The sequence below is a fragment of the Pseudomonas sp. M47T1 genome (assembly GCF_000263855.1).
Lineage (GTDB): Bacteria > Pseudomonadota > Gammaproteobacteria > Pseudomonadales > Pseudomonadaceae > Aquipseudomonas.
On sequence record NZ_AJWX01000010.1, the window covers coordinates 52,041 to 71,077 of the forward strand.

The window sequence follows — 19,037 nt, forward strand, 5'->3', positions numbered from 1 at the left end:
GCTCCCACCTTATGCCCGGGCGCACCGTTGAGCTATACAATGGCTGCAATAGCCCTATTGAAAAACACAATAATGGTCGACATCACCGCACTGCCAGAGCCCAAGCTGCTGCAACTGTTCAACGTGCTCTACGACACCCGCAGCGTCACCCGCGCGGCCGAGCAACTGGGCCAGAGCCAGCCCACCATCAGCATCTGGTTAGGCCGCCTGCGCGAGCAGTTGCACGACCCGCTGTTCGTGCGCACGCCGGCGGGCATGGCGCCCACGCCACGCGCCGAAAGCCTGATTGGCCCCTGCCGCGAAGTGCTGGAAAGCCTGCGCCGGTTGACCACCCACCAGCCGGACTTCGACCCGGCCACGGCCCAGCGGCGCTTTCGCCTGTGCGTCAGTGACGCCAGCCACATCACCCTGTTGCCACGGGTGCTCGCGCACCTGCGCAAGGCAGCGCCGGGCATTCGCCTGGAAGCCGCGCGCATCGACGGCAACACCGAGCGCGCCCTGGAGTCAGGTGAAGCGGACCTGGCCGTGGGCTTCGTGCCGTGGCTGGGCGGCGGCATGTACCAGCAAGTGCTGTTCCCCCAGGACTGGGTGTGCCTGAGCGGCCCCGAACACCCGCGCATCGGTGCCCGCCTGGACCGTGCGGGCTACCGTGCCGAGGGCCACGTGCAGATTACCGCCGGCACCGGGCAGAAACTGTTCGAGAGCGCCCTGACCCTGCAAGGCATCGAGCGCCGCATCATTCTGGAATTGCCCGGTTTCCTTGGCCTGGGCGCCATCATCGGCACCACCGACCTGATCGCCACCCTGCCCCGGCACATCGGCGAAACCCTGGCGGCCATGCACGGCCTGACCGTGCATGACTGCCCGGTGGCGATCGAAGGCTTTTCAGTGAAGCAGCACTGGCACGCGCGCTACCATCTGGACAGCGGCAACCGCTGGCTGCGCGGGGTGATGATCGAGCTGTTCAAGGCCGACCGCTGACGCGGCCTTCGGCATTGGTGCACAGCACTTGCAACCAACCAGGGACGATGGCCTGGCGCAACAACCAGCCGTCAATGGAGAACTTGCCGGCGCCGGTCACCCATACTCCACCGAACACCACCAACAGCAGCATCACGTATTCCCAGCCCCCGCCGCCGGGCGTGGCCCAGGCGTAACCCCGCGTCCATTCGCCGCCGAAACCCAGGGTAGCTACCAGAAAGTACACCAGGCTGAGCAGCGCGCCCAATCGGGCAAATAGCCCCTGGCCAACGCTGATGGCCGAGGCCAGTTCGATCAAGCCACCCAGCACCACGAACAACGCCGCACCGTGGGCAATGCCCAGGCCTTGGAAGCCATGCTCCAGGGTGTGGAACGAGCCCAGTCCGGCGAATATTTTCTCGCTGCTATGGCACAACTCGTTGAGGCCGAAGCACAGTCGTACGATCGTCGCCTGCCACAACAAGGTGTTCAGCCAGGCTTCGGGGCGGCCGCGATGGCGCTGCCAGTCGCTGGCCGCGCAGTCGATGAATTGCAGCACCAGCACCACCGCCGTGAAGCTGGCGACCCACAGCACTGGCATCGCGCCGTTCATGGCCGCCACGCGCCAGGCAATCAGGAACGGCAGCAGTGACACCAGGAACCCCACCGTGAACAGGCGCGGGGTGATGAATACGGCAGACGCCAGGGCAACCACCAGCCACAGGCTGCTGGACCAGGCCGCGAAATCCGGCAGGCTATGGGTGACCAGGCTGCAATACAGCGTGACGATCAACGTGGCCGCGATACCGATGACCGCCGGCCATTGCGGCAGGCGTGTGGGGCGCAGCAAGCGGTAGTCAGTGGCGTAGGCGCCGTCGATTGACGCCGGATAGACAATGGGATTGTTCATGAATCTGCCTTGAAAGATGTCCCGTTTCCCGCGCGCCGTGTAGACGCTGCCGCCAGGCTGTGCTGGCCCTCGATTACGCTGAAGATCTCCAGGGTTCATTCGGGCCAGCGCAGCCTGACGGCAGCGGTTCCAGGGGCGGCTTTTGTGCGGGGAACCGAGAGGATTAGTGGAACGTAGCCGCAACGTCCTCGGCCAGTTTCTGCTCGGTCAGGTCAGTGGCGCCGCTGATGCCCACGCTACCCACCACCAAACCGTCGTGCTTGAGCACCACGCCAGCCACCGCCGGCAAGATGCCGGGGATGGTGCCTATGGCCAGGTTCTCTTTGCGCGCCAGGTCATAGAACGTGATGGTATTGATCGCAAAGCGCGCCGCCGACGTGGCCTTGGCGATAGACGCCTCGACGCAGCCGGCGTAGGCGCCTTGCATGCGGGTGAAGGCCAGCAGGTGGCCGTCGGCGTCGGTCACCGCGATGCAGATGTGCATGTCCTGCCTGGCAGCCATCTGGGTCGCCCGCTCGGCCAGTTGCAGGGCTGCGGCGGTGGACACGTTCGGCTGCGACACCACCGAGGCGGTGTCGGCAGCGGCGTTAGCCTGGGTCAGTACGGGGAACAGGGCAGCGAAGGCAAGCAAAGGCATTATTGTTTTCATTAGGGTGTTTCTCATGGGTGGGTAAAGGGTGTCGTGTAGCTGCTGCCGAAGGCTGCGCTGGCCCTCTGGGTCGCTAAAGATCTCCAGTGCCTATGAGGGCCAGCGAAACGCAGCTATACGCGGAGCGCAGTGCCGGTCAGGGCGGGGACTTTTTCTCGGGTGCCCAGCGTCGCAGGCAACTGCAATTTGTAGATCTTGAACGGCAATTGCAGCGCATTCTTGCCGCCCGGGCCGCGGTTGGCGGCCATGCGCGCGCTTTGCGGCACCGGGATGTACAGCTCGCGCTTGTCCGAGATGATCATGGCGTCCGGGTTCCACAGCAGCGGGTCCTCGACCACCACGCGCAGCGCGCCATCGGGCGACAGCACTGTGACCCGCGGCTTGTCGTACTCGGCCAGGTACAGGTTGCCGGCACTGTCGATCGCGGTGCCGGTCAAGGGACCGGTGTCATAGACAAACTCCACCCACTCGCCCAAGGCCTTTTCGCTCATCTGATGGTCGCGCAGGCCCCGGGTGGGCACGCGCCACAATGGCCCGCTCAAAGCCTGGTAGTACAGCCATTGGCCGTCGGGGCTGATCTCGATGGGGTCCGAGTGCACCTGATGGTCCGTGCCATCGGGCATCAGCAGCACCTGGCCGCCCTCACCCACGGGTCTGCGCCCGGGGATCATCTTGGTGGACGGGTGATCGGCCAGGCGGCGGATCGATACACCGGTATCCAGGTTGACCACGATGATCGCCCCCAACCCGGAATCGGTGATGTAGGCATGCTCGCTGTCCAGGCGCAGGTCATTGAGGTTGGCACCGGCGGGCAGCACCTTGGGTGGCAGGCTGATGCTGCGCAGCAACGCACCGGTGCGGGTATCGAACTGCAGGATTTTCTGGTCCGGGTTGATGCCCTGGGGGCCGGCATCCTCGCCCTGGTCGATGGCCCACAGGGTGTCATCGTCAAAAATGTGGATGGTGTTGATCTTCACCAGCGCCTTGGCCCCGGGCTTGCCAGGCGCCCAGGCGTTCCAGTCGCCACCGGGGAACGGTTTGAGACTGCCGTCGGGCAGCACCTGGGCAATGGAGGGGGTTTTCTCGAAGCCCGGCCAGCGCGGCAAGCCCACGAACAGCTGGCCCGTGGAGGTCAGGGCAACGGCGTTGCACAGCCAGTCCAGGCGGGCAACTTCGGTCAGTGGCTGGCCGGCCTTGATCAGGCCGGCGGCCTTGGCCAACGGATTGGCGACCAAGGCGAAGGCGCCGGTCGCCAGTACGCTGGCGCGGCAGAAGTGTCGTCGATTCAGCATTTTTTATTTTCCTTGTGAGATGAAACTCGAAACCGGTGTTTCAGCGCGCGGGGGCGGGTTGCAGCGTTTCCTCAGGCGCGCACGCAGGGGTGTCGTCGGGCCGGCGCAGCGGCCCGACAATGAACAGGTAACTGACAAAGGCGCCGGCGGCGTTGAGCGCCACGTAAATCAAAGCGCCGTTGAACGAGCCCATGGCCTGCACCATGTAGCCGATCACCACGGGGGTGACGATGCCGGCGATGCTGCCGAACGTATTGAAGATCGCGCCGTTCATGCCGGCGCTGCGCTTGGGCGATACGTCGGCGATGATCGCCCAGCCCAGTGCGCCCATGCCCTTGCCAAAGAACGCCAGGGCCATGAACACCACCACCAGCGCGTCGGTGTGCACGTAGTTGCACACCATCATGCTCATGGACAGGGCCATGCCGACGAAAATCGGCAGCTTGCGCGCCAGGGTCAGGGACAGGCCCTTGCGCAGCATCCAGTCCGAGACCAGGCCACCGCTGATGCCGCCAATGAAACCGAAAATAGCCGGTATCGCCGCCAGCAGGCCGGCGTTGAGAATCGACAGGCCGCGTTGCTGCACCAGGTACACCGGGAACCAGGTCAGGAAAAAGAACGTGAGGGTGCTGATGCAGAACTGCGCCAGATATATACCCAGGAACATGCGCTGGCCCAGCAACGCCCGGGCGCTGGCCCAGGTGTCGTGCCATCCTTGCGGCTTGCCTGGCGCCGCCGCGTGCTCGCGCAGGCTGGCACCGCCCTGGCGCATCACCTCAAGCTCCGCGCGGCTCAAGGCCGGGTGTTCCACCGGCGCCTTGATGCGCGCCATGAACACCACGCCGATGGCGACGCCCGCCGCGCCCATCACATAGAAAATCCACGGCCAGCCCCAGCGCGTGGAGATCCACGCCAGCAACGGCGTGAACACCACGGCGGCGAAGTACTGCGACGCATTGAAAATGGAGGTGGCCGTGCCGCGCTCGGCCGTGGGGAACCACAGGGAGACAATTTTGCTGTTGGCCGGAAAGCACGGTGCCTCGGCCACGCCTACCAGAAAGCGCAGGGCAAAGATGGCGAAAAACGCCACGCCCACCGGCATCAGCGCCACCGAACCGATGGCCGCGGTAATGGCCGCCCAGGCAATAATGGCCACCCCCAGCACCTTGATGCTGCCAAAACGGTCGATGGCCAGGCCACCGGGCAGTTGCAGCAGCATGTAAGCCCAGGCAAACGCCGAAAACAGCCAGCCCATTTCGCCGTGGCTCAGGCCCAGTTCCTGGGACACGCTGGCACCGGCCACCGACAGCGTGGCGCGGTCACCCTGGTTGACAATCATCATGATAAACAGCAGGGCAATCACCTCGTAGCGGCGATGCTCGGCGATGAAGCGGCGAAGAGAATCTGTTTTTTTCATTGTGTTCTCGATCCCGACAGCGGTGGTCAGCGGCGTTCAGTCAGTGGCGCGTTTCCCGGATGATGGCGTCGGGGCGTTGCTTGACTTCCGGACGCAGCGCGGTGCCCAACCCTGGGCGCGTGGGCGCGGCAGCAAAGCCGGCGCTGATCTCGGGCAGGTGGGTGACCAGCTCGCCGTACCAGGTGGACAGCGACGCCCGCACCACTTCCTGCAACACCGCCGTGGGCGCGTGCAGGGCCAGTTGCAGCCCGGCGAACAGCGCCACCGGCCCGGTGCAGTCGTGGGGCGCCAAGGGCTTGTTGTACACCTGGGCCAGGGCAGCGATCTTGCGTGCCTCGGTGAAACCGCCGCACCACACCAGGTCCAGCATCAGGTAGTCGAGGCTGCCGGCATTGAGCAGGTCGCGGTAGGCCACGCTGCCGCCCAGGGTTTCGCTGGCACAGATGGGCACCCGCGTGCGGCGACGCAGGTCGGCCAGCGCCTGGGCGTCGTCCATCTTGCACAGCGGGTCTTCCACCCAATAGGGGTCGAACTCTTCCAGGGCCTGGCAGATGCGCAGGGCCGCGGTGCCATCCCACAAGCTGTGCAGTTCGCACATAATCTCGATGCGATTGCCCACGGCCTGGCGGATCTGGCGGAAGGTCTGGGTGCCCTCGCGTACGTCGGCCAGGCTGATGCTGTTGGCACCGGCCTGGCGCGCGAAGCGGTCGAACGGCCAGATTTTCATGGCCGTGTAGCCCTCCTCCACCAGGCTGACCGCCAGCGCGCCGGGGTCGCGGCTGAAGGCCAACTGGTCGTCGTAAGGGCCCTGGGCGCAATCACTGGTGGCAATCTCCCGGCGCGCGCCTTGCTGGGTATTGAATTCATAGCCGGCGCAGGTGTTGTACACCCGAATGCTGTCGCGGCAGGCACCGCCAAGCGCCTCGTGGATGGGGATGCCATGGCGCTGGCCCTTGAGGTCCCACAGGGCGATGTCCACCGCGCTGGCAGCGCGAATCTCGGCGCTGGCGCTGTGATAACCCACGTAAGGGTTACTCAGTTCGAGCGAGATGGCCTCGACCTGGCGCGAGTCGCGACCGATCAGGCCGGGGGCAATCAGCTCATGCACCGCCGCTTCCACCGTGGCCGCGCCACGGAAGGTCTCACCGAGGCCAATGAGGCCTTCATCGGTCTCGATCTCCAGCCAGATCAACTTGGGGCGTTGCGGCAGGCGCAGCGTTCGAACGCAGGTAATCTTCGACATTGTTGTTATTCCCGAGACTGCTTCAGGGCAAATGGTATCGTTACCATTTCTGGTTCAAACGCTAGCGCCGCGCGGAAAATCTGGCAAGGGGCATTCAACGAATTGAGGGGGAAACGTCAAAATTGTTGCGGGCGGCACTTATCGCCAGCCGGAAAAACAGGTTGGCCATTCGTGGTGGCCATAAAAGTCCGGGCGAGAAGTCATTGACCGGGGGCGAGTGGACGAGGTGAATCGCCTGCGTCACGACGAGCCTTGAGATAAATCACCAAGCAGGTGTGCTGGCTCCTGCTGCGTAACCCCCAGAACATTAAAAACCGCAGCGGCCTGTCCACCTGCCCTACCTGCTGGCAGCAAACCAATCGCTGATGACGGTCTGCGCGATGCAAGCTGAGAGGTAATCCGTGAAGAACCAAAAACAAGGCCGGCGGTGGATGCCACTGGCGCTGGGCAGTCAGTGGCATCTTTACCGTCCGCCTTGTTTGCCCGGCTACCGATCGGAGTGCGGCCCTCCAGTACTTCCCCGCTGCACCAACGTAAACCCGATATCCCGCACACCCCCCGCGCTCCCCTGCCCCTGCAACCGCTCCAGCAGCATCTGCGCGGCGGTGTCGCCCATCAGGGCGCCATCGATGCGCACGGTGGACAGCGCAGGGAAGGTGTGGGCGGCGAAGCTCATGTCGCCGAAGCCCATCACCGCCAGGTGTTGGGGCACGCGAATGCCTCGCGCCGCCGCTTCGGTGAGCACGCCGTGGGCGATGGTGTCGGAGGTGCAGACCACGGCCAGCGGTGCGCCCGACTGATCGGTGTGCTCATCCAGCAGCGCACTCAGGCCCAGCCGCCCCATGGCCAGGGTGGGCGTGCCCGGGAACACCTGCCGGCGCACGTCCACCACGCCCTGCTCGGCCAGGGTGCGGGTGAAGCTTTCAGCACGCCTCAGGCCACGGGGGTCATCCACGGCCACCAGGGCGAATCGGCGGTAACCCTGCGCCAGCAGTTGCAGGGCCACGGCACGGCCGGCCTGCTCGTGGGAAAACCCCACCAGCATGTCGATGGGCTCGGGGGTCAGGTCCCAGGTTTCCACCACCGGCACCCGGGCGGCCCGCAACCGGGTGCGGCTGGCGGTGGTGTGCAGCGTACCGGTGAGGATGATGCCGTCCGGGCGGCGGCTGAGGATCACTTCCAGCAGTTCCTGCTCGTGCTCACGCTCGTAGCCGGACACGCCCAACAGCACCTGATAACCGTCCCGGGCCAGGCGGTCGTTGATGGCCTGAAAGGTATCGGAAAAAATCGGGTTGGTGACCATGGGCATCACCACGGCCACCAGGCGGCTGCGGCTGGAGCGCAGCGCACCGGCCAGGCGGTTCTGCACGTAGCCGGTCTGCTCGATGGCGCGCTGCACTTTCAGCCGCGTGGCGCTGCGCACCGTGTCCGGTTGGTTGAGGCAGCGCGACACGGTCATGGGCGCCACGCCGGCCAGGCGCGCCACGTCGCTCAAGGTGACGGGGGCACCGAAGGAATCGGGGTTGTCGGGGGGCATGCCGGCCATGGCGCTCTCAATGGGCGAGGGGTTCGAAAAAACCGTTCGGTTGCGATGCTACCAGTTGCAACCGCTGCGCCGCGAGGGCCACACAGCCCCGGGCACTTGGTGGGAAACCGTCAAATAGTTAGTGGCGCGGTGATATGCCGCACCCCTAGACTCGCCCGCCGTGACTGTGCCAACCCGTCTGGAACGGGCCTGAGAGCGCAATTCGAGCAGCAGCGGCGTACTGCACCGTGAGACCTGAGGATCACCACCATGAAACGACGAGATGCCTTGATTTCGCTTGTGCAATTGACTGCACTGGGCGTGGCGAGCAGCGCAGGCGCTAGTGTCATCGGCGCCCATACCCCCATGCCTGTCGGCACCCAGCCCGACGCGCTGCCCAAGCTGCCACGCAAGGGCGGGCTGACCTATTTCACCCCTGACGAGGCGCGTGAGGTGGCGGCCATCTTCGACCGCCTGATCCCAGAAGACGAACTGGGCATCGGCGCCAGCCAGGCCGGTTGTGTCGAGTTCATCGACCGCGAGCTGTACGGTGCCTTCGGCCAGGCCGCCAGCGTGTACCGCCTGGGGCCTGTCGTGCCAGGCACCCCCGAGCAGGGCCCGCAGTTCAAGCAGACCCCCGCCGAGCGCTACCGCACCGGGCTCAAGGACCTGGCCACTTACTGCCAGGCCAGCCACGGCAAGGTGTTCAGCGGCCTGGACGGCGACACCCAGGACGCGCTGCTGCGCAGCATGGAAAACGGCACCCTGCAACTGCCCGCTACCGGCACCGCCGACTTCTTCGCCCTGCTGTTGCAGAACGTGCGCGAAGGCTACCTGGCCGACCCCCTGTACGGCGGCAACCGCGGCATGGTGGGCTGGAAGCTGATCGGCTTTCCCGGCGCGCGCTACGACTACCGCCCCTACCTCAGCAAGAAGGGCATGGCGCTGAACATCGAACCGGTGAGCCTGCTCGACCGCGCCACCTGATCTTGGCGGCTTGACCGTACGCGTTCCCGCCGCTGCCGCCAGACTGCGCTGGCCCCCCAAGGCCCCTGAGGATCTCCAGCGAGGCTCCGGGCCAGCGCAGCCTGACGGCAGCAGCTACAACAGCCCTCTCTACTCGCCAGCCGGCACGGCGCCCGGCTGCGCGCAACAAAGGATTGACCCATGGCAAACGCAAGACCCAAAGCGGACGTAGTGGTGATCGGCCTCGGCTGGTCCGGCTCGGTGATCGCCGAAGAACTGGCCCGAGCGGGCCTCAAGGTAGTGGCCATCGAACGTGGCGCCTGGCGCGACACGGCCACCGACTTCCCGCCGTCGGTGGACACCGATGAGCTGCGCTGGTCCACGCGCAAGGAAATCCTTCAGCCGCCGAAACTGGAAACCTACACCTTCCGCAACAACGCCTCCCAGCAGGCGCTGCCGGTGCGCGAATGGAGCAACCTGACCCTGGGCTACAACGTCGGCGGCGCCGGCACTCACTGGGCCGCGGCCTCCTGGCGTTTCAACCCGTTCGACTTCCAGCCCTACAGCAAGACCGTCGAACGCTACGGCAAGCAACAACTGGTGCCGGGCCTGCAAGTGCAGGACTGGGGCATCACCTATGATGAACTGGAACCCTTCTACGACCGCTTCGAGCGCATCGCCGGCACCAGCGGCCAGGCCGGCGTGATCAACGGCAAGGTCATTCCCGGCGGCAATCCCTTCGAAGGCTCGCGCAGCCGCGACTACCCGACACCGCCGCTGGTGCCCAGCCGCTGGAACGACATTTTCACCCAGAAGACCACCGAGATGGGCCTGCACCCCTTCCCCGTGCCGGCCGGTACCATCTCGCGCGCCTACGTCAACGCCCTGGGCGTGCACATGGGCCCCTGCACTTACTGCGGCTATTGCCAACTGTTCGGTTGCGGCAACTGGTCCAAGAGCAGCCCCAACGCCTGCGTGGTACCGGCGCTGATGCGCCAGCCTACCTTCCAGGTGATGACCGACACCGAGGTGCTGCACATCAACAAGGCCGCCGACGGCAAGACCGCCACCGGCGTCAGCTTCGTGGGCAAGGACGGCGTGGTGGGCGAGCAGCACGCCGACATCGTCATCGTCGCCGCCTACCAACTGGACAACGTACGCCTGATGTTACTGTCCGGCATCGGCCAGCCCTATGACCCGCGCACCAAGCAAGGCGTGATTGGTCGCAACTACAGTTTCCAGACCCTGTCCTACGCCTACCTGTGGTTCAAGGACGAGCACCTCAACCCGTTTATCAACACCGGTTGCCTGGCGATCCAGATCGACGACTACAACGCCGACAACTTCGACCACAGCGGCTTGGGCTTCATCGGCGGCGCGGGTATCCAGTCGCTGTCCAACAACGGCCTGCCCATCAGCATGGCCGGCGTGCTGCCCAAAGGCGCGCCCGGCTGGGGCAAGGGCTGGAAGCAAGCCTTCCAGCACAGCTACCAGAACTGGGCGATGGTACAGGGCCAGGGCACCAGCTACTCCCACGAAGACGCCTACTTTGACCTGGACCCTGTGTACAAGGATAACTTCGGCCGGCCGCTGATGCGCATGACCTTCGACTACAACCTCAACGACAAGCGCTCCGGCGAGTTCGTGCGACAGAAGTGCGACGCCATCGCCAAGGCCGTGGGCGGCACGCAGATCGAGTCCTACAACTTTGCCGCCGACCACTACACACCGTTCCGTGCCAACGACTCCTCGCACACCATCGGTGGCGTGGTGATGGGCACCGACCCCAAGACCAGCGCCCTCAACCGCTACCAGCAAAGCTGGGACGTACACAACGTGTTCGTGCTCGGCGCTTCATCGTTCCCCAACAACGGTGGCTTCAACCCCACCGTGACCATCGGTGCCCTGGCCCTGTGGACCGCCAAGGCGATCAAGGAACAGTACCTGAAAAACCCCGGCCCGCTGGTTCAGGCATAAAGGACGCTGACGCATGAAAAGCAAACTCATAGCAGGATTGGCGGTGGTGGTCGTGGCAGGCGTTGGCGCGGCGCTGTACATCAACGGCAACACCCGCGCCGACGACATCGCCGACAATCAGCTGCGCGCCGCCGACAGCCCGGCGGCCGAACCTGGCCAGATCCGCCATGGCGCCTACATTGCCGTGCAGGGTGACTGCGCGGCCTGCCACACGGCGCCAGGCGGCAAGGCCTTCGCCGGCGGCTACGGCCTGCAGACGCCCTTCGGCGTGATCAACGCAACCAACATCACCCCGGACCGCGACACCGGCATCGGCAACTGGACCGAACGCGACTTCTTCCGCGCCGTACGCCATGGCAAGCGCAAGGACGGCCAATTGCTGTACCCGGCCATGCCGTACAACGCCTACGTTAAGATGAGCGACAGCGACCTGCATGACCTGTGGGCCTACATGCGCTCGCTGGAACCGGTCAAGCAGGCGCCTGCGCCCAACACCCTGGGTTTCCCGTACAACATTCGCCTGGCCATGCTGGGCTGGAACCTGCTGTTCTTCCAGAACGCGCCCTACGCACCGGTGGCCGGGCAATCGGCGCAATGGAACCGTGGCCGCTACCTGGTGGACGGCGCCGGTCACTGCGCCGCGTGTCATACCGCGAAAAACGCCCTGGGCGGCGACACCTCCGCCTACCTGCAAGGCGCCGACCTGCTGGGTGGCCATGCGCCCGAAATCACCAACGACGCGCACCTGGGCCTGGGCACCTGGAGCAGCGAGCAGATCCAGCGCTACCTGAAAGATGGCAGCAACGACACCGCCGTGGCCGCAGGTGCAATGGGCGAGGCCGTGGAGCATTCCACCCAGTACCTCAACGACGCGGACCTGGCGGACATCGCCCTGTACCTAAAATCGCTGCCCGGCTCTGGCACCCAGGCACCAGCGGCGCTGAACGCCAGCAGCCCGGTGATGCAACGCGGCGCGCAGGTGTATGAAAACAACTGCATGGCCTGCCACAACGTGCACGGCGAAGGCATCAACGGCATGGTGCCGGCGTTTGCCAACAACCCGGGCATGCGCGCCAGCAGCGGCGCCAACCTGATCAGCGCCGTGCTCAAGGGCGGACGCGCGGCGGCGACTGAAAGCAACGTGACGGCGGCGGGCATGCCGTCCTTCGGCTGGAAGCTCAACGACAACGACATCGCCGCCGTGCTGACGTACGTACGCAACAGCTGGGGCAACGCCGCACCGGGCGTGGCCGCCGAACAAGTGGCCAAGGCCCGCACCGCACTGAAGGCCAGCAACCCTTTGTAGGCGCGGCCGCCAGGCTGCGGGCGCTGGAGCTGCCGCAGGCTGCGAAAAGGTCCGCAGGACCTTCGACGGTGTCATGCCGATCGCGGGCCCGCTGTGCGCGCCTTCGCAGCCCGCGGCAGCGTCGGGGGGATTGCACGGTTATGCGGCGGCGCATGGTAGATTCAGCTTATTCACTGCTACGGAAGTTTTCTGTTGGACAGCATCAATCAAAAGACTCGCCTCAACCACGTTGCCGAGCTGGCCGGGGTGAGCCTCAGCACCGTGGACCGGGTGCTCAACGAACGCGGCAGCGTGTCGGACGGCAAGCGCCGCAAGGTGCTGAATGCCGCTCGCGCCCTGGGCATCAAGCGCCTGTTACCCTCCCCGGTTCACGGCCTGTTGCGCTTCGACCTGCTGATGGTCGACAGCACCACCGACCATTACCGCCGGGTGGCGGCCGCCTTTGCCCGCCAGGCCAACCTGCTGCGCTCGCGCCTGGTGTTGCAACGCCAGACCTGGCACGAAGGCAATCCCGGCCAGTTGGTGGACTTCATCAACCACCCCACCACCATGCGCCAGGGCCTGATTGTGGTGGCCCATGACCAGCCGGCGGTGCGCGCCGCCCTGCAAGCGCAGGTTGACCAGGACGTGCCGGTGGTCCTGCTCACCAGTGGCCTGTCGCAACTGCGCGGGGCCACCTACATCGGTATCGACAACCGCGTGGCCGGCCGCAGTGCCGGGCGCCTGCTCAGCCAGTGGGCCCTGCCCACCCAGGGGCGGGTGCTGCTGATCACCAATTCGCTGCTGTATCACGCCCACCAGGAGCGCGTGGCCGGCTTCCTGCAGGTGCTGCGCGAGCGGGCACCGAGCCTGGAAGTGATCGGCCCGATCGCCTGTCATGACGACGACAAGCAAACCGCCCAGGCGCTACGCAACGCCGTGGCCGGCGGCCAGCCCCTGGCCGCGGTGTACAACACCGGCAGTGGCTCGGGCGGCATCCGCACAGCCCTGCTGGAGCAGGCCCAGCGCCCGGTGTGGATCACCCATGAAGCCAGCCAGCAGCACGCCGAGTTCCTGCGCGAAGGCCTGTTGTCGCTGGTCATCGACCAGGACCCGGAGGGCCAGGCCGAGGCCGCTATCCAGCACCTGCTGTATGCCAACGGCGACCTGGAAGCGCCCATCCAGGCCGCCCCTCAATTGCGCATTGTGATCGACGAAACCCTGCCCAACTGAATGGCTTTTGACGTAAAAACGTCAATTAGTTAGTGGCGTGGTGATATGTCACACCCCTAGACTCGCCCGCCGTGACCACCTGGTCGCGCGCTGAGGCGCGGGCTAGTGCGGTCGGACCTTCCTCATCGCCTACAGGACACCTTCATGCAGCGCAGAGATTTCCTTTCATCGGCACTGGCCCTGGCGGCAGCTTCCACGTTGCCCGCTGCGCGTGCCGAAGTCGTCACCGGCGGCCAGCCGTGGGAACCCGGCAACGTCAGCCTGCCCGAGCTGCCAGCACCGCGCCAGGGTGGCCTGGCCTTTTTCACCCAGGCGGAGTTCGATACCGCCGGCGCCATGGCCGACCGCCTGATCCCGGCGGATGCCCTGAGCATCGGCGGCAAGGAAGCCGGTTGCGCCGTGTTCATCGACCGCCAACTGGCCGGTGACTACGGCAAGGGCGCCACGCTCTACCGCCTGGGCCGCTTCGTCAAGGGCACGCCCCAGCAAGGCACGCAGTCGCCGCTGACCCCGGCCGAACGCTGGCGCAAGGGCCTGGCCGCCATCGACGCCTACTGCCAGAAAACCTACGTGCGTACTTTCGTGCAACTCAACGGCAACGAGCAGGACAGCCTGCTGCGCAGCCTGGAATCCGGGCAGTTGGACCTGGGCCACGACGTGGAAACCAAGGAGCTGTTCGAGCAGATCCTGGCCAACGTGCGCGAGGGCTTCTTTGCCGACCCGATCTATGGCGGCAACAAGGACATGGCCAGCTGGAAAATGATCGGCTTCCCCGGTGCCCGCTACGACTTCCGCGACCTGATCGCCAAGAAGGGCCAGAAGCTTTCGATCATCCCGACCAGCCTGATCGACAACACGCTCTGAGACACCCATTCCGTGAGCAGTGCGGCCCTGCCGACACTGCCTAGAACCCCGTGACTACGCTGTATTGAAGAGGTACTGATTCATGGCGAATGTACGCCCAAAAGCCGACGCGGTGATTGTCGGCCTCGGTTGGTGCGGCTCGTTGATGGCCGAAGAACTGACCCGTGCCGGCCTCAACGTGGTGGCAATCGAACGCGGCCCGTGGGTCGAGACCTCCACCGACTTCCCGCCTTCGGTCGACACCGATGAACTGCGCTGGGACACGCGCCGCAGCCTGCTGCTGCCGCCGGCCATCGAGACCACCACGTTCCGCAACAACCGCTCGCAAACCGCCCTGCCTACCCGTGACTGGAGCCTCAATGAGCTGGGCTACAACGTCGGCGGCTCGGGCACCCACTGGGCCGGCATGGCCTGGCGCTTCCTGCCGTTCGACTTCGAGCCCTACAGCTTTACCCTGAAGCGCTACGGCAAGCAGCAACTCACCGAAGGCCTGATCGTCCAGGACTGGGGCGTGAGCTACGAAGACCTGGAACCCTTCTACGAGCGTTTCGAGAAAATCGCCGGCGTATCGGGCAAGGCCGGCGTGCTCAACGGCGAGAAAATCGAAGGCGCCAACATCTTCGAAGGCAACCGCAAGAGCGAGTTCCCGTTGCCGCCGCTGGCCACCACGCGGCTCACCGACCTGTTCACCGAAGGCAGCCAGAAACTGGGCCTGCACCCGTTCATGGTGCCCGCCGGCCAAGCTTCCCAGGCCTACACCAACCCGCTGGGCGTGCGCATGGGGCCGTGCACGTACTGCGGCTACTGCCTGTACTACGGCTGCGGCAACTTCTCCAAGTCCAGCCCCAACGCCTGCGTGATCCCGGCGTTGATGCAGCGCAGCAACTTCACCGTGCTGACCGAGTCGGCCGTGCTGCGCGCCAACCTGGCCGAAGACGGCAAGACCGCCACCGGCGTGACTTACCTGGACCGCAACAACAAGGAATGGGAACAGCCGGCCGACCTGGTGATCTTCTCGGCGTTCCAGATGCAAAACGTGCGGTTGCTGCTGCTGTCGAAAATCGGCAAGCCGTACGACCCGCAAACCCGCTCGGGCGTGGTGGGCCGCGCCTACAGCTTCCAGACCGTGTCGGGCGCCAACCTGTTCTTTGAGGACGAACAGTTGAACCAATACATCGGCGCCGGTGCCTTGTCCGCCCAGGTGGACGACTACAACGGCGACAACTTCGACCACACCGGCAAGGGCTTCATCGGCGGCGCCGGCATTTTGGTGGTGGCCCGCGGCGCGCGCCCGATCGGCAACGCCGACACCCTGCCACCGGGCACCCCGCGCTGGGGCAGCGACTGGAAGAAGGCCTACACCCACGCGTTCCAGAACGGCACCTTCATCTTCAACCAGGGCACCAGTTTCTCCCATGACGAGTGCTACCTGGACCTGGACCCGGAATACAAGGACGCCCACGGCGACCCGCTGATCCGCGTGACCTTCGACTACAACGAAAACGACCGGCGCATGGCGCGTTTCACCGAAGACCGCGCCGTGGAAATCGGCAAGGCCATGGGCGCGAAAATCGTCAACGGCTTCGACTCCGCCGCCGTCAACTACGGCCCGTACCTGCCCGCCAGCGACCACACTATTGGCGGCGCGGTAATGGGTACCGACCCGAAAACCAGTGTGCTCAACCGTTACCAGCAAAGCTGGGACGTGCACAACGTGTTCGTGCTGGGCGCCTCGTCGTTCCCCAACAACGCCGGCTACAACCCCACGTCCACCATTGGCGCGCTGAGCCTGTGGACGGCCAAGGCCATTATCGAAAAATACCTGGCCAACCGTGGCCCCCTGGTGGAGCTGCCAGCATGAAGCGACGTCATTCCTTAGCCAGCATGGCCCTGGGCGGCCTGGCGCTTTGCGCGGTGGTGGGCCTGGTCATGGCGGCCGACGCCCTGGTGCAGCCCGGCCAGCAGGTCAGCAGCAGCCAGGGCGTCAAGGCCCCGGCCACCACCGAAGACCCGGCCGTTACCCGCGGTCGCTACGTGGCCATCGCCGGTGACTGCGCCGCCTGCCACACCGACCCGCACCAGGGTAAACCGTTCGCCGGTGGCTACGCCCTGCAAACGCCGTTCGGCACCTTGTTGGCCAGCAACATCACCTCAGACAAGAGCACCGGCATCGGCGGCTGGACCGAGGCCGAGTTCACCCGTGCCGTGCGTGAAGGCAAGGGCCGCGATGGTGAAAACCTGTACCCGGCCATGCCCTACAACGCCTACGTGAAAGTCAGCGACCAGGACATGCACGACCTGTGGGCCTACATGCAGACCGTGCCGGCGGTGGACAACAAGGTGGTGTCCAACCAACTTCCCTTCCCGTTCAACATCCGCCTGATGATGATGGGCTGGAACCTGCTGTTCTTCGACAAGACCCCGTTCGTGCCGGTGGCCGGTGCCACCGCACAGATCAACCGCGGCGCTTACCTGGTCCAGGGCCTGGGCCACTGCGCGGCCTGCCACACGGCGAAGAACTTCCTGGGCGGCGACAAGGGCGGCGCGTTCCTGCAAGGCGGCGACCTGGCGGGCTGGCACGCACCGGAAATCACCAACAATCCCTACGTGGGCATCGGTGGCTGGTCCCAGGCGCAAGTGGTGCAATACCTGAAAACCGGCAGCAACGACGTGGCGGTGGCGTCCGGGCCCATGGCAGAAGCCGTGACCAACTCAACCCAGCACATGAGCGACGAAGACCTTGTGGCCATCGCTGCTTACCTGCAAAGCCTCCCGGGCTCATCGGCCACCAAGCCGCAGCCGCTCACGGCTGAGCAACACGCGATGAAACAGGGCGCCAACGTGTATTCGGCCAACTGCTCGGCGTGCCACAACAGCGACGGCAGGGGCATCAACGGCATTGCCGCAGGCCTGGCCAACAACCCGGCGCTGCAATCGGCCAACGCCCAGACCCTGCTGACCACCGTGCTACAGGGTGGCCGTGGCGCCGTGACGCAAGACAACCCCACCAGCGGCGCCATGCCGAGCTTTGCCTGGAAGTTGTCGGATGAACAAGTGGCCTCGCTGGCCACCTACATCCGCAACACCTGGGGCAACGCGGCACCGGCGGTGCAGGCAGATCAGGTGGCCCGGGTTCGCAAGGACCTGAAGCTGCCTGGCCAGTTGAGTACCCACTAAAACAATAACGACGGCGCTGGGATGACGGTATGGGAGCTGGCGTGCCAGCGAGCTTTTGGGCCCCCTGAAAGACTCGCTGGCCAGCTACCACCCGACTCCCGTGTCGTCTCCACTCGCCGTAAAAGGAATCACGACTTATGCGACCACTCCCTTTATTGCTGACGCGCAACCAACGCGCGACTTTGCTGATGCTTTCAGTGTGCGCCACTGGCAGCGCGCAGGCCGCCGACGCGTTCGCCGTCGACTCACCGTGGATGACCGGCGACTGGGGCGGCCTGCGCACCGACCTGCTCAACAAAGGTGTCGACATTCAGATGGGCTACACCGGCGAGTCGGCGTCCAGCCTGCACGGTGGCTACAGCCACGACCACGTGACCCGCTATGCCGACCAGTTCAACCTGGGCGCCAACATCGACCTGCAAAAGCTGCTGGGCTGGAATGACGCGGCGTTCAGCCTATCGATCACCAACCGCAACGGCAGCAACATCAACAACAAGATCGACGATCCGCGTGCCACCGGCCTGGGCTCCACCCAGGAAATCCAGGGCCGCGGCAGTGTGACCCGGCTCAGCGAACTGTGGGTGAGCAAGGGCTGGTTCGATGACACACTGAACATCAAGGCCGGGCGCTTTGCCGTCAGCGACGACTTCGCCGTGGAAGACTGCCTGTTCCAGGGCCTGGCCTTTTGTGGCTCGCAGCCTGGCAACTACGTGGACAGCATCTACAACGGCCCCATCAGCCAGTGGGCGGCCCGCGTTCGCTACCGCATCAGCAGCGAGGTGTACGCACAGATCGGCGCGTTCAACATCAACCCCTCAGACCTGAGCAACGACAACGGCTTCAAGCTCAACGGCGCCGGCACCACGGGCACCCTGGTACCGGTCGAACTGGTCTGGGCCCCCACGGTCAACCAATTGCCCGGCGAATACCGCGTGGGTTACTACCACAGCACCGCCAATGGCACCGACGTCTACAAGGACGTCAACAATCAGCCTGCGGCCATTACCGGTGATGCCTACCGCAGCGACTCCAGCCGCCACGGTTTCTGGGTAGTGGGCAAGCAGCAGTTGACCTCGGTGAACGGCGACGCTTCGCGCGGCCTGATCCTCACCGCCAGCGCCACTTTCCAGGACCGTGCCACCACCCCGGTGGACAGCTACCAGAAAGTCAGCCTGGTCTACAAAGGCCCGTTTGACGCACGCCCCACCGACACTCTGGGCTTTGGCGTGGCGCGTATTCATGCCAGCTCGCTGTTCCTGCGCAACGCCAAGACTGCTAACGAACAAAGCGGCCTGAGCTACGACGACGCCGGTTACGTGCCTGAGCAGCACAGCGAATACGCCACCGAACTGAACTACGGCATCCAGGCCACCAAATGGCTGAACGTGATGCCGAACATCCAGTACATCAAACACCCGGACGGCGTGCGCCAAGTGGACAACGCCCTGGTGTTCGGCCTGCAGGTGCAAACTCAGTTCTAACCTTGTAGCTGCCGAAGGCTGCGAAAAGGCTCGCATGACCTTCGGCATGCGCCGGGCA

At 65.1% G+C, this 19,037-nt stretch carries 15 protein-coding genes and 1 pseudogene; 10 read left to right on the forward strand and 6 right to left on the reverse strand.

The annotated features are described in order from the left end of the window. Nucleotides 1-72 precede the first annotated feature (72 nt). Nucleotides 73-981, forward strand: a complete 909-nt coding sequence (locus tag PMM47T1_RS12640) for a LysR family transcriptional regulator (protein ID WP_008369277.1) — start codon at nt 73-75, stop codon at nt 979-981. On the opposite strand, the gene PMM47T1_RS12645 is transcribed toward PMM47T1_RS12640, so the two are convergent. From PMM47T1_RS12645 to PMM47T1_RS12665, 5 genes are all read right to left on the reverse strand, one after another. Further along, nucleotides 965-1,870, reverse strand: a complete 906-nt coding sequence (locus tag PMM47T1_RS12645; RefSeq protein ID WP_008369279.1) for a DoxX family protein — start codon at nt 1,868-1,870, stop codon at nt 965-967. The two genes, PMM47T1_RS12640 and PMM47T1_RS12645, sit on opposite strands and share 17 nt — an antisense overlap. A gap of 163 nt (nt 1,871-2,033) precedes the next feature. Beyond that, on the reverse strand, nt 2,034-2,507 hold the full coding sequence (locus PMM47T1_RS12650) for a GlcG/HbpS family heme-binding protein (protein ID WP_008369280.1): 474 nt from the start codon (nt 2,505-2,507) through the stop codon (nt 2,034-2,036). Between the two features lie 125 nt (nt 2,508-2,632). Beyond that, complete coding sequence (locus PMM47T1_RS12655) at nt 2,633-3,811, reverse strand: L-dopachrome tautomerase-related protein (protein WP_008369284.1); 1,179 nt, start codon at nt 3,809-3,811, stop codon at nt 2,633-2,635. 40 nt (nt 3,812-3,851) lie between these two features. Continuing rightward, the gene (locus PMM47T1_RS12660; protein ID WP_008369286.1) at nt 3,852-5,228 is read right to left on the reverse strand and encodes an MFS transporter; all 1,377 of its coding nucleotides are present in this window, start codon (nt 5,226-5,228) and stop codon (nt 3,852-3,854) included. Between the two features lie 40 nt (nt 5,229-5,268). After that, nucleotides 5,269-6,471: a mandelate racemase/muconate lactonizing enzyme family protein gene (locus PMM47T1_RS12665; protein WP_008369288.1), complete on the reverse strand. Its 1,203-nt coding sequence runs from the start codon at nt 6,469-6,471 to the stop codon at nt 5,269-5,271. Nucleotides 6,472-6,655: 184 nt separating this feature from the next. Between PMM47T1_RS12665 and PMM47T1_RS30860 the strand changes: the two are divergent. Continuing rightward, nucleotides 6,656-6,863: pseudogene (locus PMM47T1_RS30860) on the forward strand (ISL3 family transposase); the annotation flags it as partial. Nucleotides 6,864-6,958: 95 nt separating this feature from the next. Here PMM47T1_RS30860 and PMM47T1_RS12670 read toward each other — a convergent pair. Beyond that, on the reverse strand, nt 6,959-8,017 hold the full coding sequence (locus PMM47T1_RS12670) for a LacI family DNA-binding transcriptional regulator (RefSeq protein WP_008369290.1): 1,059 nt from the start codon (nt 8,015-8,017) through the stop codon (nt 6,959-6,961). Nucleotides 8,018-8,266: 249 nt separating this feature from the next. Here PMM47T1_RS12670 and PMM47T1_RS12675 point away from each other — a divergent pair, with 249 nt between their 5' ends. The 8 genes from PMM47T1_RS12675 (at nt 8,267) to PMM47T1_RS12710 (ending at nt 18,979) form a co-directional block, all read left to right on the forward strand. Further along, nucleotides 8,267-8,983, forward strand: coding sequence for a gluconate 2-dehydrogenase subunit 3 family protein (locus tag PMM47T1_RS12675; protein WP_008369293.1), 717 nt, complete (start codon nt 8,267-8,269; stop codon nt 8,981-8,983). Nucleotides 8,984-9,163: 180 nt separating this feature from the next. Beyond that, complete coding sequence (locus PMM47T1_RS12680; RefSeq protein ID WP_008369296.1) at nt 9,164-10,939, forward strand: GMC family oxidoreductase; 1,776 nt, start codon at nt 9,164-9,166, stop codon at nt 10,937-10,939. 13 nt (nt 10,940-10,952) lie between these two features. Beyond that, entirely contained in the window at nt 10,953-12,245 is a 1,293-nt protein-coding gene (locus PMM47T1_RS12685) for a c-type cytochrome (protein ID WP_008369298.1), read from the forward strand. 192 nt (nt 12,246-12,437) lie between these two features. Then, on the forward strand, nt 12,438-13,457 hold the full coding sequence (locus PMM47T1_RS12690) for a LacI family DNA-binding transcriptional regulator (protein WP_008369301.1): 1,020 nt from the start codon (nt 12,438-12,440) through the stop codon (nt 13,455-13,457). Nucleotides 13,458-13,601: 144 nt separating this feature from the next. After that, on the forward strand, nt 13,602-14,321 hold the full coding sequence (locus PMM47T1_RS12695; protein ID WP_008369304.1) for a gluconate 2-dehydrogenase subunit 3 family protein: 720 nt from the start codon (nt 13,602-13,604) through the stop codon (nt 14,319-14,321). Between the two features lie 82 nt (nt 14,322-14,403). Continuing rightward, complete coding sequence (locus PMM47T1_RS12700; RefSeq protein ID WP_008369306.1) at nt 14,404-16,182, forward strand: GMC family oxidoreductase; 1,779 nt, start codon at nt 14,404-14,406, stop codon at nt 16,180-16,182. After that, nucleotides 16,179-17,498 (forward strand): c-type cytochrome, encoded by a 1,320-nt coding sequence (locus PMM47T1_RS12705; RefSeq protein WP_008369308.1) that lies wholly within the window; start codon nt 16,179-16,181, stop codon nt 17,496-17,498. Before PMM47T1_RS12700 ends, PMM47T1_RS12705 begins: the two co-directional genes overlap by 4 nt. Nucleotides 17,499-17,635: 137 nt before the next feature. Further along, nucleotides 17,636-18,979 (forward strand): carbohydrate porin, encoded by a 1,344-nt coding sequence (locus tag PMM47T1_RS12710; RefSeq protein WP_008369310.1) that lies wholly within the window; start codon nt 17,636-17,638, stop codon nt 18,977-18,979. Nucleotides 18,980-19,037 lie beyond the last annotated feature (58 nt).